This is a genomic window from Ideonella margarita, assembly GCF_038066635.1.
Classification (GTDB): domain Bacteria; phylum Pseudomonadota; class Gammaproteobacteria; order Burkholderiales; family Burkholderiaceae_C; genus Ideonella; species Ideonella margarita.
Window position 1 is genome coordinate 61,777 of record NZ_JBBUTI010000005.1, and the last position, 16,252, is coordinate 78,028.

Consider the following 16,252-nt stretch of genomic DNA (forward strand, 5'->3'; position numbering starts at 1 on the left):
GGCTGGCCGAACAGCGACGTTCGACAGCTCAGCCAGCGCGCCCGCCTTGCTCAGTCCAAGGTGAGCTTCTGGGTCTCGACCACCTGCCGGTACACCGTCAGCTCGGCGCGAATCTGTGCCTCGAACGCCGCAGGCGTGTTCAGGATGAGTTGCGAGCCCGTCTCCTCGATGCGGCGCTTGACGTCCGCTTGCTCGACCGTCTTTCTGATCGCCGCGGCCACCTTCTCCACCACTGGCTTGGACAGCCCCTTCGGGCCAACGACGCCGTAATAGGCCATGCGGTTGACGGGCTCCAGCCCGACTTCCTTGAAGGTCGGCACGTTCGGCAGTTGCGACAGGCGCTGTGGAGCGGCGATCACGATGGCGACCAGCTGACCCGACTTGATGAACGGCAGGGCGGACGGCAGGTTGTCGAACACGATGGGCACCTGCCCCGCCACGGTGTCGTTCAGTGCCGGGCCGGATCCACGGTACGGAATGTGGGTGATGAAGGTGCCGGACAAGCTCTTGTAGAGCTCCATCTGCATGTGCCCTATGGACGCGTTGCCCGCCGTGGCAAAGCTGTACTTGCCCGGGTTGCTCTTGAGCACCTGCAAGAACGTCTTGTAGTCGCGCGCTGGGAAGCCGGGGTGAACGGCGATCACGTTGGGCGTGGCCGCCACATTGATGATGGGGGTGAAGTCAGACAGCGGGTCATAGCCGACTTTCCTGTTGGTCGCCGGCCCGGTGGCCGTGGTCGAGACCGTGGCCATGCCCAGCGTGTGGCCGTCGGCGGGCTGCCGCGCCAGCTCCAACGTACCCAGGGCGCCGCCTGCGCCGGCCTTGTTGTCAACGATCACCGTCTGGCCCAGCGCGGCAGCCATGCCGTTGGACAGCAAGCGGGCCATGATGTCGGTGGTACCACCCGCAGAAAAGGGCACGATCAGGCGGACTGGCTTGCTGGGGTAGTCCTGGGCAAGGGCCGTGGCAACCAGGCCGCCATGGAGCGTGGCGCAGAGCCCGATGGCAACGATCAGCCGCGACAACGTGCAGCGACGACGAACTTGATTCATGGATGGTCTCCGTGGGGGTGGTGAAGCGGGTGTGGCGCGCGGTGGTTGAACAGGTACTGCGGGCCCAGGTCATCAAGGCTCGTGAGACCCAGCATCGCGAGGTTGCGGTCGATCTCGGCCCGAAGCAGGTCGATGGCCACGGCAACGCCGGCTTCACCGTCCACCGCAGCCGCGTAGTTGAAGGGGCGGCCGACAAAGACCGCCCGTGCGCCCAGCGCCATGGCCTTCAGCACATCGGCGCCCCGGCGGATGCCACCGTCGAGCATCACGGTCATGTCACCGGCCCGCTCGACGATGGCGGGCAGCACGCGCAGTGGCGCCACGGCACTGTCCAGCTGTCGCCCTCCGTGGTTGCTGACGATGATGCCGTCCACACCGTGACGGTGAGCCTGCGCCGCGTCGAGCGGGCTCAGGATGCCCTTGATGACGAGCGCCCCCTTCCATTGGCGGCGGATGCGCGCGATGTGGGTCCAGTCGAAATGGTCACGCTCGGCAAAGTCTCGTTGCACGCGGGACGACAGGATCGGCGCGCCGCGATCCGCGAACGAATTTTCGAAATGCGGCATGCCATGGCGTGCCAGCGTCTGGAGCAGCGTGCCAAGCAGCCAGCGGGGCCGTGTCAAGCCGTCCCAGGCCAGCCGCACGCCGGGTCTCAGTGGTGTCGAGAAGCCCGCACGCAGATTGTTTTCACGATTGCCTGCCACCGGGATGTCCACCGTGATCACCAGGGTCTGGACACCGGCTGCGGCCACCCGCCGCAGCAGAGCGTCGATGCGCTCGTTCGTCCCCGGCAGATAGGCTTGAAACCAGGTGCCGGGCGCTTCGGCCATCACGGTCTCCAGGGCGATCAGCGATGACCCGCTGAGCACCGCCGGAATCTGCGCCTGCGCCGCCGCGCGCGCCAGCACGATGTCTCCACGGTAGGCCGAGAGTGCCGCAATGCCCATCGGCGCGATGCCGAAGGGACTCGCGTAAGTGGTGCCGAACAGGCTCACCTGCTGCTGGCGATGCGCGACGTTGCACAGCACACGCGGCACGAAGGCGAGTTCGTCGAAGGCGCGACGGTTGTCGTCATGCGCGCGGTTGTCTTCGGCAGCGCCAGCGACATAGCCAAAGATCGGCCGAGGCAATACGCGCCGTGCCGCCGCCTCGAAATCCGGCAGTGACAGCAAATCGCGCGTGCGCCCGGTTCGGCGGGCCCCCTGAAAGGCTTGCCATGCATTGACCGCATTGGCCTGGGACGGATTGGAGGACACGACACGCTTCCTGTGATGCAAGGGAAGCGCAGTGTCTAGAATCCACCACTCTCAATAAAGCGAATTAATCGGCACGCCCTGTTTCACCAAAAGAGAACAAGAAGGCCGAGACACGCCGTGACACTCAAGCAACTTGAAGCCTTCTACTGGGCGGCCACCTGCAGCAACTTTGCAATGGCGGCGGAGCGGGTGCACCTGTCCGTGTCGTCCTTGTCCAAGCGCGTCATCGAGCTCGAAGCTTCACTCGGGCAGACACTGTTTGATCGAGGTGGTCACCGCGCCGTGCTGACCGAAGCGGGTACTCGCCTGCTGCCTCTGGCCAGCGCATTGCTGCAGCAGGCCGACCACCTGCGACAAGAGATCGGCGATACCCAAGGGCTCCGCGGCCCCTGCCGCATCGGCGTTGGTGAACTCACCGCATTGACCTGGTTGCCCCGATTGGTGAGGGCCGTCGCACAGGCGCATCCGCACCTGAATCTGAGTGTTCACGTGGACATCGGCGACGCACTGGCCGACCGGCTGGACCGTGGCGAGCTGGACGTGGCGGTCATCGCCGGCCCGTCCAGGCGCGGCAGCCTGACGAGCGTGCCGATCAGCCAGGCCCGCTTCACCTGGTGTGCCCGGCCTCAAGTGGCGTCGGCGATCGGTACCCTGGACGCCGCAGCGCTGCAGTCTCATCCACTGGTGACCCTGCCTCCGGGCTCAGGCGTGACCCACATCATCGACCACTGGCTGCAGCAGGCCGGCGCACAGGCGCCACGGCGGCTGGTCTGCAACCATTGGGGCGCCATCGTCGGCTTGCTGGTGGACAGCGGCGGCATCGGCCTGCTGCCGGTGGGATGGGCCGCAGCATTGAGCGGGCGCGGCGTGCTGCAGGAACTGGACAGCCCGTATCAGCTGGGGGCGCTGGACTACGCGCTGCACAGCCGACGCGACGACCTGCGCCCACTCATCCAGACCTTGCGCCAGATCACCGAAGAGGTGGCTGACTTCACGGGGTCCAGCAGCGTGTTCTGAGCCGGCGCAGGTCCTCGCCACATTCACCCCGGCTCATGGCGCACCGCCTTGAGCACCAAGGCAAACGCCGGGCTGGGCTGGCGGCGGGACGGGTAGTAGAGGAAGTAGCCGGGCAACACCGGGCACCAGTCCTCGAGCACGCGTTGCAAGGCGCCGGATGCCAACTCCGCGGCCACCTCATCTTCCGGCAGCAGCGCCAGGCCCAGACCGGCCAGGGCCGCATCCACCTGTGGCGGAGAGGTGTTGAAGATCAGGGGCCCGTCGACGCGCACGTTGATCTTCTGCCCCCGCTTCTCGAAATCCCAGACGTACAGACCACCGGACGACACCATGCGCTGGTTGATGCAGCGGTGAGCCGTCAAGTCCCTCGGGTGGCGGGGCCGGCCCCAGCGATCCAGGTACTCGGCAGAAGCCACCACGGCCATGCGGCCGGGTGGACCAAGGCGCGTGGCGATCATGTCCTTGTCGATCATGCTGCCCAACCGCACACCCGCGTCGAAGCGCTCAGCGACGATGTCGCGGAAGCCATAGTTCACGTCGAACTCAAGCAGGATGTCCGGGTACTCGCGCATGAGGGGCGCGAGCCTGGGCAGCAGCAGGTTGCGCAGTGGCGCCTCGCCGCAGGTGATGCGCACCGTGCCTGCAGGCTTGTCCTGCAAGGCGGTCAGCGCGTCGATCTCTGTCTCGATCTCCTCGAAGCGCGGCCCGATGGCGCTGGCCAGCCGCTCGCCTGCCGGCGTGGTGGACACGCTGCGCGTGGTTCGCGACAGCAGGCGGATGCCCATGCGCTCCTCCAGCTTGCGCACCGTCTGGCTCAGCGCTGACTGGCTGACGCCCAGCGTGGCGGCCGCACGCGTGAAGCTCCCCTCGCGCGCGACGGCCAGAAACGCAAGCAATTCGTTCAGATCGGGACGAGACATGGCAGCTCAATTGATTAGTGCAGCTAATAGAGCATAGCTGCATTGGGCCTCTAGTGTGAATAGATCCAGCGCCTCAGAATTTCGCTCTCAGGGACGGCCGTGACCCATCACAGGGCGGTCTCGACACCCCACGGAGCACCTTCTCGATGACCACATCCCTCAATCGCCGACGAGCATTGCAAGGGGCGCTGGCGGCCAGCGCCTTGACCCTCACGCCGCTGTCGCGCGCCACAACGACCAACGCAACCGCCGCCACAACCACCAAGGACACCAACGCCATGACGACCACCTCGACCTGGGACAAAGTCTTCCCGCGCAGCGAGCGCGTGATCCAGCAGAAGATCAGCTTCAACAACCGCTACGGCATTCCGCTGGTGGCCGATCTGTACACGCCAGGAGATGCGTCGGCGGCGAAGCTGCCCGCAATCGTGTTGAGCGGCCCGTTCGGCGCGGTGAAGGAGCAATCCTCCGGTCTGTATGCCCAGCAACTGGCCGAGCGCGGTTTCATCACGCTGGCGTTCGACCCCTCGTTCACGGGCGAGAGCGGCGGCGCAGTGCGCAATGTGGCCTCGCCCGAGATCTTCACCGAAGACTTCAGCGCGGCTGTAGACCAGCTGGGCCTGATGCCGAACGTGGACCGTGAGCGGATCGGCGTCATGGCCATCTGCGGCTTGAGCGGCATGGCCCTGACGGCTGCCACCAGCGACTCGCGCATCAAGGCGGTCGCCACCGCGTCGATGTACGACATGTCGCGCAGCATCAGCCGTGGCTATCGCGACAGATACACCCCGGGGCAGCGCCAGAAGATCATCGCCTACCTCGGGCAACGCCGTTGGAACGATGCCGCCCTGGGCCGCGCCGTGCCTGGACTGCATGAGCTGTTCTTTGATGACAGCGGCAAGCCGGTCGAGCTCGATCGTTGCCTGCCTGAAAGCCTGCCGCCGGATGCCAATCCGGTGCTGGCGGCTTTCTTCAACTACTACCGCACACCGCGCGGTTTTCACGCGCGCTCCATCAACTCCACCACCGCCTGGACGGCGACCAGCCCGATGCCGTTCTTCGCCTTCCCGATGGCCACGCACCTCGACATGCTGTCGCCGCGTCCGATCATGCTGATCGCCGGCGCCCAGGCACATTCGCTGTATTACTCGGAGGACATCTACAAGGCTGCGCCCGGCCCCAAGGAGCTGGTGGTGGTGCCCGGCGCCGACCATGTCGACTTGTATGATCGTCTCGACAAGATCCCCTTCAACCAGATTGCCGCATTCTTCCGGAAGTCGCTGGGCTGACCGAGGCACACACCGCCTCTCCAGCGACTACCGCACCCAGCGCTCACACCATGCCCCTGCACATCGAAACACCGGTGGTCCGTTCCCAGGCCCTCAGCCGTCTCAGCGGCAAGGAGGTCTGGCTGAAGCTGGAGGCGCTGCAGCCGCCGGGCTCGTTCAAGCTTCGCGGTGTGGGCGCGGCATGCGAGCACCATGCGCAACGTGGCGCCAGGCGGTTGATCTCATCCAGCGGTGGCAATGCCGGCATCGCCGTGGCCTACAGCGGACGCATGCTGGGCCTCCCGGTGACCGTGTATGTGCCGGAGTCCACCACGCAGCATGCGCGCGACTTGATCAAACGCGAGGGTGCGACGGTGGTCGTTCATGGCGCGTCGTGGCAAGAGGCCAATGCGCTGGCCCAGACGCAGGTCAGCGCCGACACCGCCTTCGTGCACCCGTTCGACGATGAGCTTCTGTGGCGCGGCCACGCCACGCTGGTCGACGAGCTGGCGGCGGCCGCCTGCAACTTCGATGCGATCGTGCTGTCGGTGGGTGGCGGCGGCTTGCTGTGCGGCGTGGTGGAGGGTCTGCGGCGCAACGGCTTGAGCCACATTCCGGTGATCGCGGTTGAAACCGCGGGGGCCGATTCACTGGCGCAGTCCGTGGCAGCGGGATCTCGGATTGAGCTTCCCGCCATCACCAGCGTGGCCACATCGCTGGGTGCCAAGCAGATCTGCGCGGGTGCGTTTGACGTCGTGCACAGCCACGACCTGCGGTCGCAGGTGGTCACCGACCAGGACGCGATCCTGGCTTGTCAGCGTTTTCTGGATGACCACCGTCTGCTGGTCGAGCCCGCTTGCGGTGCCTCGCTGGCATTGGCCTACGGCGCGCTGCCTGATGCCCTGGCGCCGTTCAAGCGGCCCCTGTTTGTTGTGTGCGGCGGCGCCACCACCAGCGCCAGGCAGCTGGAACGCTGGCGCACGGAGCGCTGAGCAGGTGGCAGCCTAGGCGGTACCTGACACGAGCCGCCACCGCTTCAACAACGCGCCCACCGCGCCATGCGCACTCACCAGCGCGATGCCGCCCAGCACCAGCGCGCTTCCTGCCTCGAACGGCGGCGTGAGCGATTCGCCCAGCAACCACACGCCGAGCACCACACCAAACAGCGGCGTGAGGAACGAGAACACGCCCAGCTGCGAAGCCAGGTAGCGGCGCAGCAACCAGAACCACGCGAGGAAGCTGGCAAACGACACGATGAGCGCCTGGAAAGCCAGGTGGGCCCACACCACCGGCACGGGCTCGAAGTGCAACTGCCCGGTGAACACGGCCGCCGGCAGCAGCAGCACGAAGGCGCCCAGCAGTTGGTAGAGCAGGGTTTCAGTGGCGGGCGCCTGGGCCAGGTTCGAGCAGCGGATGGTGATGGTGGTGGCGCCCCAGGCTGCACCGGCCAACAGCGCCAGCGCATCACCCAGCAGGCTTTGTGCAGCACTGGTTACGCCCGCCCCGCTGCCGTGTGAGCTGGTCTGAACACCGGCCATCACATCACCCCCCAGAAACGCCAGCGTGATGCCGCCAAAGGCCAAGCCGATGCCGGACCACTGCACCACGTTCAGCCGCTCGGCCGGCAGCCTCCAGTGCAGGCCCAGGGCGGCAAACAGCGGCGCGGTGTAGAGAAACACGACGACGTGCGAGGCCTGGGTGAGGTTGAGGGCCGCGGTGACGAGCAGATATTCGAGTGCAAATAGGCCGCCGGCCAAGGCACCGGCCGGCCAGCGGCTGCGCGCCGGCACGTCGGCCCGACGCGCCATCAATGCAGCCAGCAGCACAACGCCGATGAGCGAGCGCAGCGCCACCAGCAGCATCGGGCTGGCCTGCCCGGCCACGGCCTTCAGGGAGATTTGCTGCAGGCTCCACAGCACGCACAGCAGCGTCATCACGGCCACGGCGCGGGCATCGAGCGGGCCGGGGGAGGCAGGCTGTGCGGTGGATTGTTGCAAGGTCATGGCACCACTGTGCCGTGGGCCGTGCCAGCTGGAAAGCGGATAATTCTGCTGTCTGCCATTCGATTATCGAAACCATGCAAGACCTGCAGCTGGACTGGATGAAGAGCTTCGTGGCGGCCGTGGATGCCGGCTCGCTGTCGGGCGCGGCCCATGAGGTGCACCGCTCGCAGTCGGCCATCAGCATGCAGCTGAAGAAGCTGGAAGAGGCAGCTGGCTGCACGCTGCTGCTGCGCGGGCCGCGCCAGTTGCAGCTCACGCACAACGGGCAGGTGCTGCTGGGCTATGCCCGCCGCCTGCTGGACCTGCACGCCGAAGCCCAGGCCGCGCTGCAGGGCGAGGCCATTTCCGGCCTGGTGCGCCTGGGCGTGCCCGACGACTACGCCAGTCGCTACATCACGCCGGTCCTCAAGCGCTTCGCGCCGCGCCATGGCGGGGTCGAGATTCAACTCGACTGCGAGCAATCCACCTCGCTGATTCCACGCGTGGCCAGTGGCGACCTGGACCTGGCACTGGTGTCGCGCGACCACGCCCGGCGCGGCACCTTGCTGTTCCATGAGCCGATGGTGTGGGTGGGCTCACCGCAGTTTGATGTGTGGCTCCGCAACCCGCTGCCGATTGCCGTGTATGAGGCGGCCAGCCTGGGGCGGCGCAGCGCCATCAACTCGCTGGCGGCCCAGGGGCGGCCGTACAAGGTGGTCTACAACAGCTCCAGCCTGGCGGGGCAGATTGCAGCGGTGGAGAGTGGTTTGGCGGTCGCTGCACTCACGCAGTGCAGCACACCGGCGCACTTGCAGGTGCTGGGGATGGAGCACGGCCTGGGGCCGCTGGAGCCGATGCAGGTGGCGGTTTATCGCAGCCGGGCGTCGGCGGGCTCGAAGGCCGTCGACAGCCTGCACCGCATGCTGCTGCAGACGCTGCGCGCGGACGGTGTGGGCGGCGCGGGTGGGGCCAGCAGCGCGGGCGGGTTCACACCGCCATGGCCTGCATCATCATGAGCACGTCGGCTTCGCCGTCTGACAGATCGACGTGCACGTAGAAGGCCTTCACGGCCGAGCCATTGCCGTCCATCCACAGGCGCCGGGTGTAGCGCTGCAGCAAGCCGCCCACCAGCGACTCGAAGGACTGAGCAGCCAGCGCCACCTCCACCACCTGCAGGTGGCAGGGTCCGCCGATCAAGGTTGTTTTCATGGCCCCGTAGATTCCTGATTCCTGAACGCTTGCTATCGATTGCAACAAAGTTTCAGGAAGCCGAGGCCACGAAAAACCCTGAGATCACGCTGGTGCATCGTGCACTGCCCTGGTGACGGTGTGTCGAATTGGCGCAGCGGGTGCTGGCGATGGCCGCCAAAGCCGGGTCAAAGCGAGACAAAAGCAGTTCAAAACCACCATCAATGCCGCAGCGCCAGCCACCACGGGGGTTACCGGGGCCAGGTGCAGCAGGTCTCGCAGCACGGGCACGCTGAGTGCCAGCACCAGCAGGGCCGCCACCGCACCGGCCATCGGCCACAGCCAGGGGTTGCCGGCGCGCAGGCTGGGCCACCAGCCGCGGTCAGGCTGGCGGTTGGCCACCACCAGCAGCCACACGCTGCTCAGCAGGGCCACCACCACGGCGCCACGGCTGGCGGCCTCCGGCACGCCCAGCGGCCCTTGCAGTACCGCAAAACCGGCCAGCAGCACCAGCGCCAGCCCGCTGCCCTGCAAGGCCCCGGCCCACAGGTTGCCCGATGAAAACGGCGACACGCCCGGCGCACGCGGCGGGCGCTGCATCACGCCGTCGGCCGGGGGCTCGGCTTCAAACACCACCGAGCAGGCGGGGTCGATAAGCAACTCCAGCAGCACGATGTGCGCAGGCAGCAGCAGCGCCGGCCAGTGCATCAGCGCCGGCAGCAAGGCCAGGCCGACGATGGGCACGTGCACGGCAAAGGTGAAGCGGCTGGCCTTGTCGATGTTGTCGAAGATGCGCCGCCCCTGGCGAATGGCCGCCACGATGCGCGCGAAGCTGTCGTCCAGCAGCACCAGCGCCGAGGCCTCCCGGGCCACGTCGGTGCCGCGCAGGCCCATGGCGATGCCCACATCGGCGGCCTTCAGGGCCGGGGCGTCGTTCACGCCGTCACCCGTCATGGCCACCACCGCGCCGCCGGCCTGCAGGCAGCGCACCAGCCGCAGCTTGTGGGCGGGTTGCAGCCGCGCGCACACATCGGTGCGGGCCATGCGGGTGGTGAGGTCGGCATCAGACAGCGTGTCGATCTGTGCGCCGGTCAGCACCTCGGGTCGGTCGGTCAGGCCCACCTGGGTCGCAATGGCGCTGGCGGTGGCCGGGTGGTCGCCCGTCAGCATGATGACGCGCACGCCGGCACCGCGGCATTCGGCCAGGGCGGCGGGCACGTCGTCGCGGGGCGGGTCAGCCAGGGCGACAAGGCCGAGCCAGCTCAGGCCCAGATCGGCCTGGCCGGCGGGCCAATCTGGTGGGGTTGAGGCCGCGTCGCCTTCAGGCGGCCAGTGCCCACCCGCCACGCCAAGCACGCGCCAGCCCAGACCGGCCATCGATGCCACTTGCGAGCGCAAGTGAACGCGCTGCGTTTCGGTCAAGCGGCACAAATCAGCCACCGCTTCAGGCGCACCCTTGCAGGCCAGCCACTGGCGCTCATCTGGCCCCTGGTGCACCTGCGTCATCGCCAGCAGGCCGGGGGCCAGCGCATAGGCATGCAGTGGCACGGCAGCATTCACCCAGGCCGGCAGGCCCTGGGCAGGCGCTGAGCCGCACGCACGCAAGGCCTGCTCCATCGGGTCAAACGGGCGGGGCGGCGTGGCCAGCACCGCGGCCTGCAACACCGCCACCAGGTCTGGCGGCAGCGGGGCACCGTCGGTCAGCGGCAGTGGCTCACCGGCGGCGGCCAGGGCCACCACGGCCATCTGGTTGCGGGTCAGGGTGCCGGTCTTGTCCACGGCCAGCACGGTGATGGCGCCGAGCGCCTCGACCGCGGTGGAGCGGCGGGTCAGCACCTTCTGCCCTGCCAGCCGCCACGCACCCAAGGCGAGGAACACCGTCAGGATGACCGGGATCTCTTCGGGCAGGATGGCCATGGCCAGCGCAATGCCCGAGAGCAGGCTGTCGAGCAGCGGCCGGCCGTCCCACCACACACCCAGCAGCACCAGCGCCGCCGACAGACCCACCGCCACCACACCCAGCTGGCGCACCAGCTTGCGCGAGGCCTGCTGCAGCTGCGAAGGCGGCTCCACCGTGGCGTTCAAGGCCCCGCCAATGCGGCCGACGGCCGTGTTGGCCGCCACCTCCGTCACGCGGGCACCACCGTGGCCGCGTGTCACCACGGTGCTGGCAAACACCATCACCACGGGGTCGTCGGGCTGGCCGGTGGCGGGTTGCTTCTCCACCGGCAAGGCTTCACCGGTGAGCAGTGATTCATCCAGACTCACGCTGCCAGAACACAACTCGGCATCTGCCGCGACTCGGTCGCCCTCCTGCAGCAACAGCCAGTCGCCCACCACCACGTCGGTGCCAGGCACGCGCACCGCCACGCCGTCACGCTGCACCAGCGCCTTGGGCGCAGACAAGTCGCGCAGCGCGTCCAGCGCCCGCTGGGTGCGGCCTTCCTGCACCAGCGTCAGGCCGATCACGGCCAGCACAAATGCCAGCAGGAACAGCGCCTCACCACGGCTGCCCAGCACCAGGTAAATGCCACCGGCGGTGAGCAGCATGAGGAACATCGGCTCGGTCAGCACCTTGCGCACCACCACCCAGCGTGAGGCGGGCTGGTTGGCAGGCAGCAGATTGGGGCCGTCACGCGACAGGCGCGAGGCGGCTTCGGCGGCCGTCAGGCCCTCAGGCGTTGCGGGGATGTGGCGGGCCGCCTCGGCTGCTTCCTCGGCCCTGTATGTGGCTGATGAAGCAGGGCGTTCTGGAAAGGGAATGGCAGCGGACATGAGGCGAACTCCGGACAGCCGCGCAGCACCAACATGGCACCCACCCTGCCCGTGCAGCCTGAGGGCGCTTGGCCCTGTTGTCGGTGCGGCGCAAGACGAAGGGCAGCGGGTTGGCCCGATTGCCGTCCTGCGGGCACGGCAGTACATTCATAAACAACAACGTACACAAACACTCACCCATGGCCGATACCCTGCTGCAACTTGCCAACCACCCCTTCAGCGCCCCCTTGGTGCGCGCGCTGGGCCTGCCCCAGCCGAAGGTGCTGCGCCGAAGCCAGGGCACATTCCTGTCGAAGGAGTTGGCCGGCCGAGCCACGCTGCTACTGGCTGCCCCGGGTGGCTTGGCCGAAGCAGCCTGCCGCGCCGCCCTGACTGACTTGGGCGCTCAAGCCGCCACCACCGGCCCCCTGCACGCCTTGGTGATCGACCTGACTGGCCTGGCCAGCGTGGACGACCTGAACTATCTGCACGGCACGGCGCGCGCGGCCATCGGTCAACTGGCATCCAGCGCCCGCGTTCTGCTGCTGGCCAGTGCCGATGCGCAGGGTGTGGAAGCCGCTGCCTGCGCCCGCGCGGTGGAAGGCTTCACCCGCGCGCTGGCCAAGGAAGTGGGCCGGCGCGGCGCCACGGCAAACCTGCTGTACCTGCCAGCCGAGGTGGCGAGCAGTGCTGCGAATCTGACGGGTGCACTGGCGTTCTTCTGCAGTGATCGCTCAGCGTATGTGTCTGGCCAGGCGCTGCGCTTGCAACCCGGCCGCGGCATGGCATCGCCCGTGCAGCCCGGTGGTGCGTTTGTTGGCAAAACGGCCGTGGTGACCGGCGCGGCGGGTGGCATTGGGGCGGCCACGGCGCGGCGCCTGGCCGCCGACGGCGCCCGCGTGCTGTGCGTGGATGTGCCGCAAGCCCAGGCGGCACTGAGCAGCCTGGCTGCGGAGCTGAAGGGCCAGGCGCTGGCGCTCGACATCACCGCCCCCGACGCCGGCGCAAAACTGGTGGCCGCCACCACCACCACCACCACCACCGCCACCACCACCGCCACCACCACCGCCACCGCCACCACCACCGCCACCACCACCACCACCACCACCACCACCACCACCACCACCACCACCACAGCGGCCACCTCCGGCATCGACATTCTGATCCACAACGCCGGCATCACCCGTGACCGCACGCTGCAGCGCATGAGCGACGCCGAATGGCACAGCGTGATGAACGTGAACCTGCGCGCCGTGATCAACATCGACCGCGCCCTCGACGCCGCTGGCGCCCTGAACGCCAACGCCCGCGAGGTGTGCCTGGCCTCCATCAGCGGCATTGCCGGCAATGCGGGGCAAACGAACTACAGCGCGTCCAAGGCAGCGCTGATCGGCCATGTGCAGGCCCGCTCGGTGGCCTTGCAAGCCCGGGGCATCACCGTGAATGCGGTGGCGCCGGGTTTCATCGAAACCGCGATGACAGGCCGCATGCCGATGATGATCCGCGAGGCTGGCCGGCGCCTGAATGCGCTGTCGCAAGGCGGGCAGCCGGGTGATGTGGCGGAGGCGATCGCCTTCCTGGCGCGCGGCGATGCCAGCGGTGTCTCGGGCCAGACCTTGCGGGTGTGCGGCCAGTCGCTGCTGGGAGCCTGAAGTGACGCAGCGCCCGTTGCCCAGAGGCCAGCACGGCCTGCCCGCCGAGGTGGTGGTGGTGTCGCAGCGCAACCGCATCATTGAAGGCACCGCGCGCGCGGTGGCCCAGCACGGCTACGCCCACACCACGGTGGCGCACATCATTGCGCTGGCTGGCGTGTCGCGCACCACGTTCTACCAACTGTTCAAGGACAAGGAAGCCTGCTTCCTGTGGTGCTTCGACGCACTGGCAGAAGCCCACTTCCACACCGTGGCCGCCGCGCTGGCCGAACCCGCGCCCCACCCCACCCGCCTGCTGGCCGCCCTGCATGCCTACATGGCGCGGGTAGACGCCGATGCCGGCCTGGCCAGCGCCTTCATCGGCGAAGCGGAAGGCGCCACGCCGGCCATCCGCAGCGCGTACACAAGCGCACGCCAGCGGCTGGAAGACGCCCTCGCCCAGTGGCTGAAAGACGTGCGCCACGCTCACCCCGAGCTGCCCGACACGGGCCCCACCACCATCGAGCTGGTGAACACCGCCATCGGCGGGTTGGTGGTGGCCCGGGCGCGCAGCGGTGAGCCGCTGCTGCCGCTGGTGCCCGAGATGGCCGCGTTCGTGTTCGGCGCCATCGGCGCGTGGCGCTGGGCTGAACACGCCCGGGCAATGGATGCCCCAGCCGATTGACCGCGCCTATCGACTGAATTGGGTTTATTGCTTTGCACTATCCGGCACCAGTCCCTAGACTGCCTTCACTCGCCACCCATCCGACGACCAAGGAGACTGCCATGTCGAACGAAGCCAAATGCCCTTTCCCCCACGGCGCTGCCCGCCAGCACACCACCGCCGGTGGCCCTGGCAATGCCGATTGGTGGCCGAACCAACTGAACCTGAAGATCCTTCACCAGCAAGGCGCCGCCACCAGCCCGATGGACGCCGGCTTTGATTACGCCGCCGCTTTCAAGCAGCTGGACCTGAACGCCGTGGTCGCTGACCTGAAGGCGCTGATGACCGATTCGCAAGACTGGTGGCCGGCCGACTACGGCCACTACGGCCCGTTCTTCGTGCGCATGACCTGGCACGCTGCCGGCACCTACCGCGTGGCCGATGGCCGCGGCGGTGCAGGCACCGGCGCACAGCGCTTCGCCCCGCTGAACAGCTGGCCCGACAACGGCAACCTCGACAAGGCCCGCCGCCTGCTGTGGCCGATCAAGCAGAAGTACGGCCGGAACCTTTCCTGGGCCGACCTGATGGTGCTGGCAGGCACCGTGGCGATCGACAGCATGGGCCTGGAGACCTTCGGCTTTGCCGGTGGCCGCGCCGACATCTACGAGCCGGAAGAAGACATCTACTGGGGCCCGGAAGGAAAGTGGCTGGCCGACGAGCGTTACAGCGGTGACCGTGACCTGGCCAACCCGCTGGCCGCCGTGCAGATGGGCCTGATCTACGTGAACCCGGAAGGCCCAAACGGCAACCCGGACCCGCTGGCTTCGGCCCGCGACATCCGCGAAACCTTCGCCCGCATGGCGATGGACGACGAAGAAACCGTGGCCCTGGTGGCCGGCGGCCACACCTTCGGCAAGAGCCACGGCGCCGGTGACCCGGCCCATCTGGGCCCCGAACCCGAAGGCGCCAGCGTGGAAGAGCAAGGCCTGGGCTGGGCCAACAGCTTCGGCAGCGGCAAGGGTGAGCACACCATCACCAGCGGCATTGAAGGCGCCTGGACGACCAACCCGATCCAGTGGGACAACAACTACTTCGACAACCTGTTCGGCTACGAGTGGGTGCTGACGAAGAGCCCGGCCGGTGCCCACCAGTGGACGCCGAAGGACGCGGCCGCCGCCAACACCGTGCCCGATGCGCACAACCCCGCCAAGCGCCACGCGCCGATGATGACCACCGCCGACATGGCGCTGCGCATCGATCCGGCCTACGAGAAGATCTCCCGTCACTTCCACCAGAACCCGCAGGCCTTTGCCGATGCCTTCGCCCGCGCCTGGTTCAAGCTGACCCACCGCGACATGGGCCCGGTGGCCCGTTACCTCGGCCCCTTGGTGCCGAGCGAAGTGCTGGTCTGGCAAGACCCGGTGCCGGCGGTTGACCACGCCCTGATCGACGCCGCTGACCAGGCCGCCCTGAAGGCGCAGTTGCTGTCCTCGGGCCTGAGCATCAGCCAGCTGGTGAGCACGGCCTGGGCCTCGGCTTCCACCTTCCGCGGCAGCGACAAGCGCGGCGGCGCCAACGGTGCCCGCATCCGCCTGGCCCCGCAGAAGGACTGGGCCGTGAACCAGCCCGCCGAGCTGGCCCAGGTGCTGCCGGTGTTCGAGGCTGTGCAGGCCAAGTTCAATGCAGCGCAAACCACGGGCAAGCGTGTGTCCATCGCTGACCTGATCGTGCTGGGTGGCCACGCCGCCGTTGAAGCCGCTGCCAAGGCCGCAGGCCAGGCGGTGGTGGTGCCGTTCAATCCGGGCCGCACCGATGCCACCCAAGCACAGACGGACGTCGCCTCGTTCGCCGTGCTGGAGCCGCAGGCCGATGGCTTCCGCAACTACCTGCGCCCCGGCACCCGTGTGCCAGCCGCCGAGTTGCTGATCGACAAGGCCCAGCTGCTGACGCTGAGCGCACCGGAGATGACGGTGCTGGTGGGCGGCCTGCGCGTGCTGGGCGCCAACGTGGGCGGCACCGCACACGGCGTGTTCACCCAGCGCCCGCAAGTGCTGAGCAACGACTTCTTCGTGAACCTGCTCGACATGGGCACGAAGTGGCAACGCACCGCCAGCCAACCCGACGTGCTGGAAGGCACCGACCGCAGCACTGGTCAGGTCAAGTGGACGGCCACGGTGGTGGACCTGGTCTTCGGCTCCAACTCGCAACTGCGCAGCCTGGCCGAGGTGTACGCCAGCAGCGACGCACAAGCTGACTTCGTGCAGGCCTTCGTGAAGGCCTGGGCCAAGGTGATGGACCTGGACCGGTTTGATCTGCGCTGAGTCGCGCCAAAGGGCGCCCGTACCTTTGGGGGGCGGGGTTCTCTGGACATGTTGGCGACAACTTGGCACGTAAACTGCACAGCACTGCGCCGAGGTGACCCCTCGGCGCAGTGCCTTTTTGTTCCGCCTGGCACCAATCGCAGACCCTCCCGACCCGGGTGTGGCACGCGTCACCAGCTCAACGTATGCAGTCATCCCT

The 16,252-nt window shown here is 67.8% G+C and carries 13 protein-coding genes; 7 read left to right on the forward strand and 6 right to left on the reverse strand.

Features of this window, described 5'->3' with window-relative positions; all coding sequences use genetic code 11:
* Nucleotides 1-50: 50 nt before the first annotated feature.
* Entirely contained in the window at nucleotides 51-1,052 is a 1,002-nt protein-coding gene (locus AACH00_RS07785; protein WP_341398526.1) for a tripartite tricarboxylate transporter substrate binding protein BugE, read from the reverse strand.
* Entirely contained in the window at nucleotides 1,049-2,224 is a 1,176-nt protein-coding gene (locus AACH00_RS07790; RefSeq protein ID WP_341398833.1) for an alpha-hydroxy acid oxidase, read from the reverse strand. Before AACH00_RS07790 ends, AACH00_RS07785 begins: the two co-directional genes overlap by 4 nt.
* A gap of 201 nt (nucleotides 2,225-2,425) precedes the next feature.
* Between AACH00_RS07790 and AACH00_RS07795 the strand changes: the two genes are divergently transcribed.
* The gene (locus tag AACH00_RS07795) at nucleotides 2,426-3,325 is read left to right on the forward strand and encodes a LysR family transcriptional regulator (protein ID WP_341398527.1); all 900 of its coding nucleotides are present in this window, start codon (nucleotides 2,426-2,428) and stop codon (nucleotides 3,323-3,325) included.
* Between the two features lie 23 nt (nucleotides 3,326-3,348).
* On the opposite strand, the gene AACH00_RS07800 is transcribed toward AACH00_RS07795, so the two are convergent.
* Nucleotides 3,349-4,245, reverse strand: a complete 897-nt coding sequence (locus tag AACH00_RS07800) for a LysR family transcriptional regulator (RefSeq protein ID WP_341398528.1) — start codon at nucleotides 4,243-4,245, stop codon at nucleotides 3,349-3,351.
* Between the two features lie 146 nt (nucleotides 4,246-4,391).
* Here AACH00_RS07800 and AACH00_RS07805 point away from each other — a divergent pair, with 146 nt between their 5' ends.
* Together AACH00_RS07805 and AACH00_RS07810 are read left to right on the forward strand one after the other, a co-directional pair.
* Nucleotides 4,392-5,534, forward strand: coding sequence for an alpha/beta hydrolase (locus AACH00_RS07805; RefSeq protein ID WP_341398529.1), 1,143 nt, complete (start codon nucleotides 4,392-4,394; stop codon nucleotides 5,532-5,534).
* Nucleotides 5,535-5,584: 50 nt separating this feature from the next.
* On the forward strand, nucleotides 5,585-6,505 hold the full coding sequence (locus AACH00_RS07810) for a pyridoxal-phosphate dependent enzyme (protein WP_341398530.1): 921 nt from the start codon (nucleotides 5,585-5,587) through the stop codon (nucleotides 6,503-6,505).
* Nucleotides 6,506-6,517: 12 nt separating this feature from the next.
* Here the strand turns inward: AACH00_RS07810 and AACH00_RS07815 are convergent, their stop codons facing one another.
* Nucleotides 6,518-7,516 (reverse strand): DMT family transporter, encoded by a 999-nt coding sequence (locus AACH00_RS07815; protein WP_341398531.1) that lies wholly within the window; start codon nucleotides 7,514-7,516, stop codon nucleotides 6,518-6,520.
* A 74-nt stretch (nucleotides 7,517-7,590) separates the two neighbouring features.
* Here AACH00_RS07815 and AACH00_RS07820 point away from each other — a divergent pair, with 74 nt between their 5' ends.
* A complete protein-coding gene (locus AACH00_RS07820) occupies nucleotides 7,591-8,511 on the forward strand; it encodes a LysR family transcriptional regulator (RefSeq protein WP_341398532.1) in 921 nt (306 codons plus the stop codon).
* Here the strand turns inward: AACH00_RS07820 and AACH00_RS07825 are convergent.
* Together AACH00_RS07825 and AACH00_RS07830 are read right to left on the reverse strand one after the other, a co-directional pair.
* Nucleotides 8,483-8,704, reverse strand: a complete 222-nt coding sequence (locus tag AACH00_RS07825; RefSeq protein WP_341398533.1) for a hypothetical protein — start codon at nucleotides 8,702-8,704, stop codon at nucleotides 8,483-8,485. The genes AACH00_RS07820 and AACH00_RS07825 overlap by 29 nt on opposite strands.
* An 84-nt stretch (nucleotides 8,705-8,788) precedes the next feature.
* Entirely contained in the window at nucleotides 8,789-11,458 is a 2,670-nt protein-coding gene (locus AACH00_RS07830) for a cation-translocating P-type ATPase (RefSeq protein WP_341398534.1), read from the reverse strand.
* A gap of 179 nt (nucleotides 11,459-11,637) precedes the next feature.
* Between AACH00_RS07830 and AACH00_RS07835 the strand changes: the two genes are divergently transcribed.
* The 3 genes from AACH00_RS07835 (at nucleotide 11,638) to katG (ending at nucleotide 16,053) form a co-directional block, all read left to right on the forward strand.
* The gene (locus AACH00_RS07835; RefSeq protein WP_341398535.1) at nucleotides 11,638-13,089 is read left to right on the forward strand and encodes an SDR family oxidoreductase; all 1,452 of its coding nucleotides are present in this window, start codon (nucleotides 11,638-11,640) and stop codon (nucleotides 13,087-13,089) included.
* A gap of 1 nt (nucleotide 13,090) precedes the next feature.
* Complete coding sequence (locus AACH00_RS07840) at nucleotides 13,091-13,753, forward strand: TetR/AcrR family transcriptional regulator (protein ID WP_341398536.1); 663 nt, start codon at nucleotides 13,091-13,093, stop codon at nucleotides 13,751-13,753.
* 101 nt (nucleotides 13,754-13,854) lie between these two features.
* Nucleotides 13,855-16,053, forward strand: a complete 2,199-nt coding sequence (gene katG / locus AACH00_RS07845; protein ID WP_341398537.1) for a catalase/peroxidase HPI — start codon at nucleotides 13,855-13,857, stop codon at nucleotides 16,051-16,053.
* Nucleotides 16,054-16,252 lie beyond the last annotated feature (199 nt).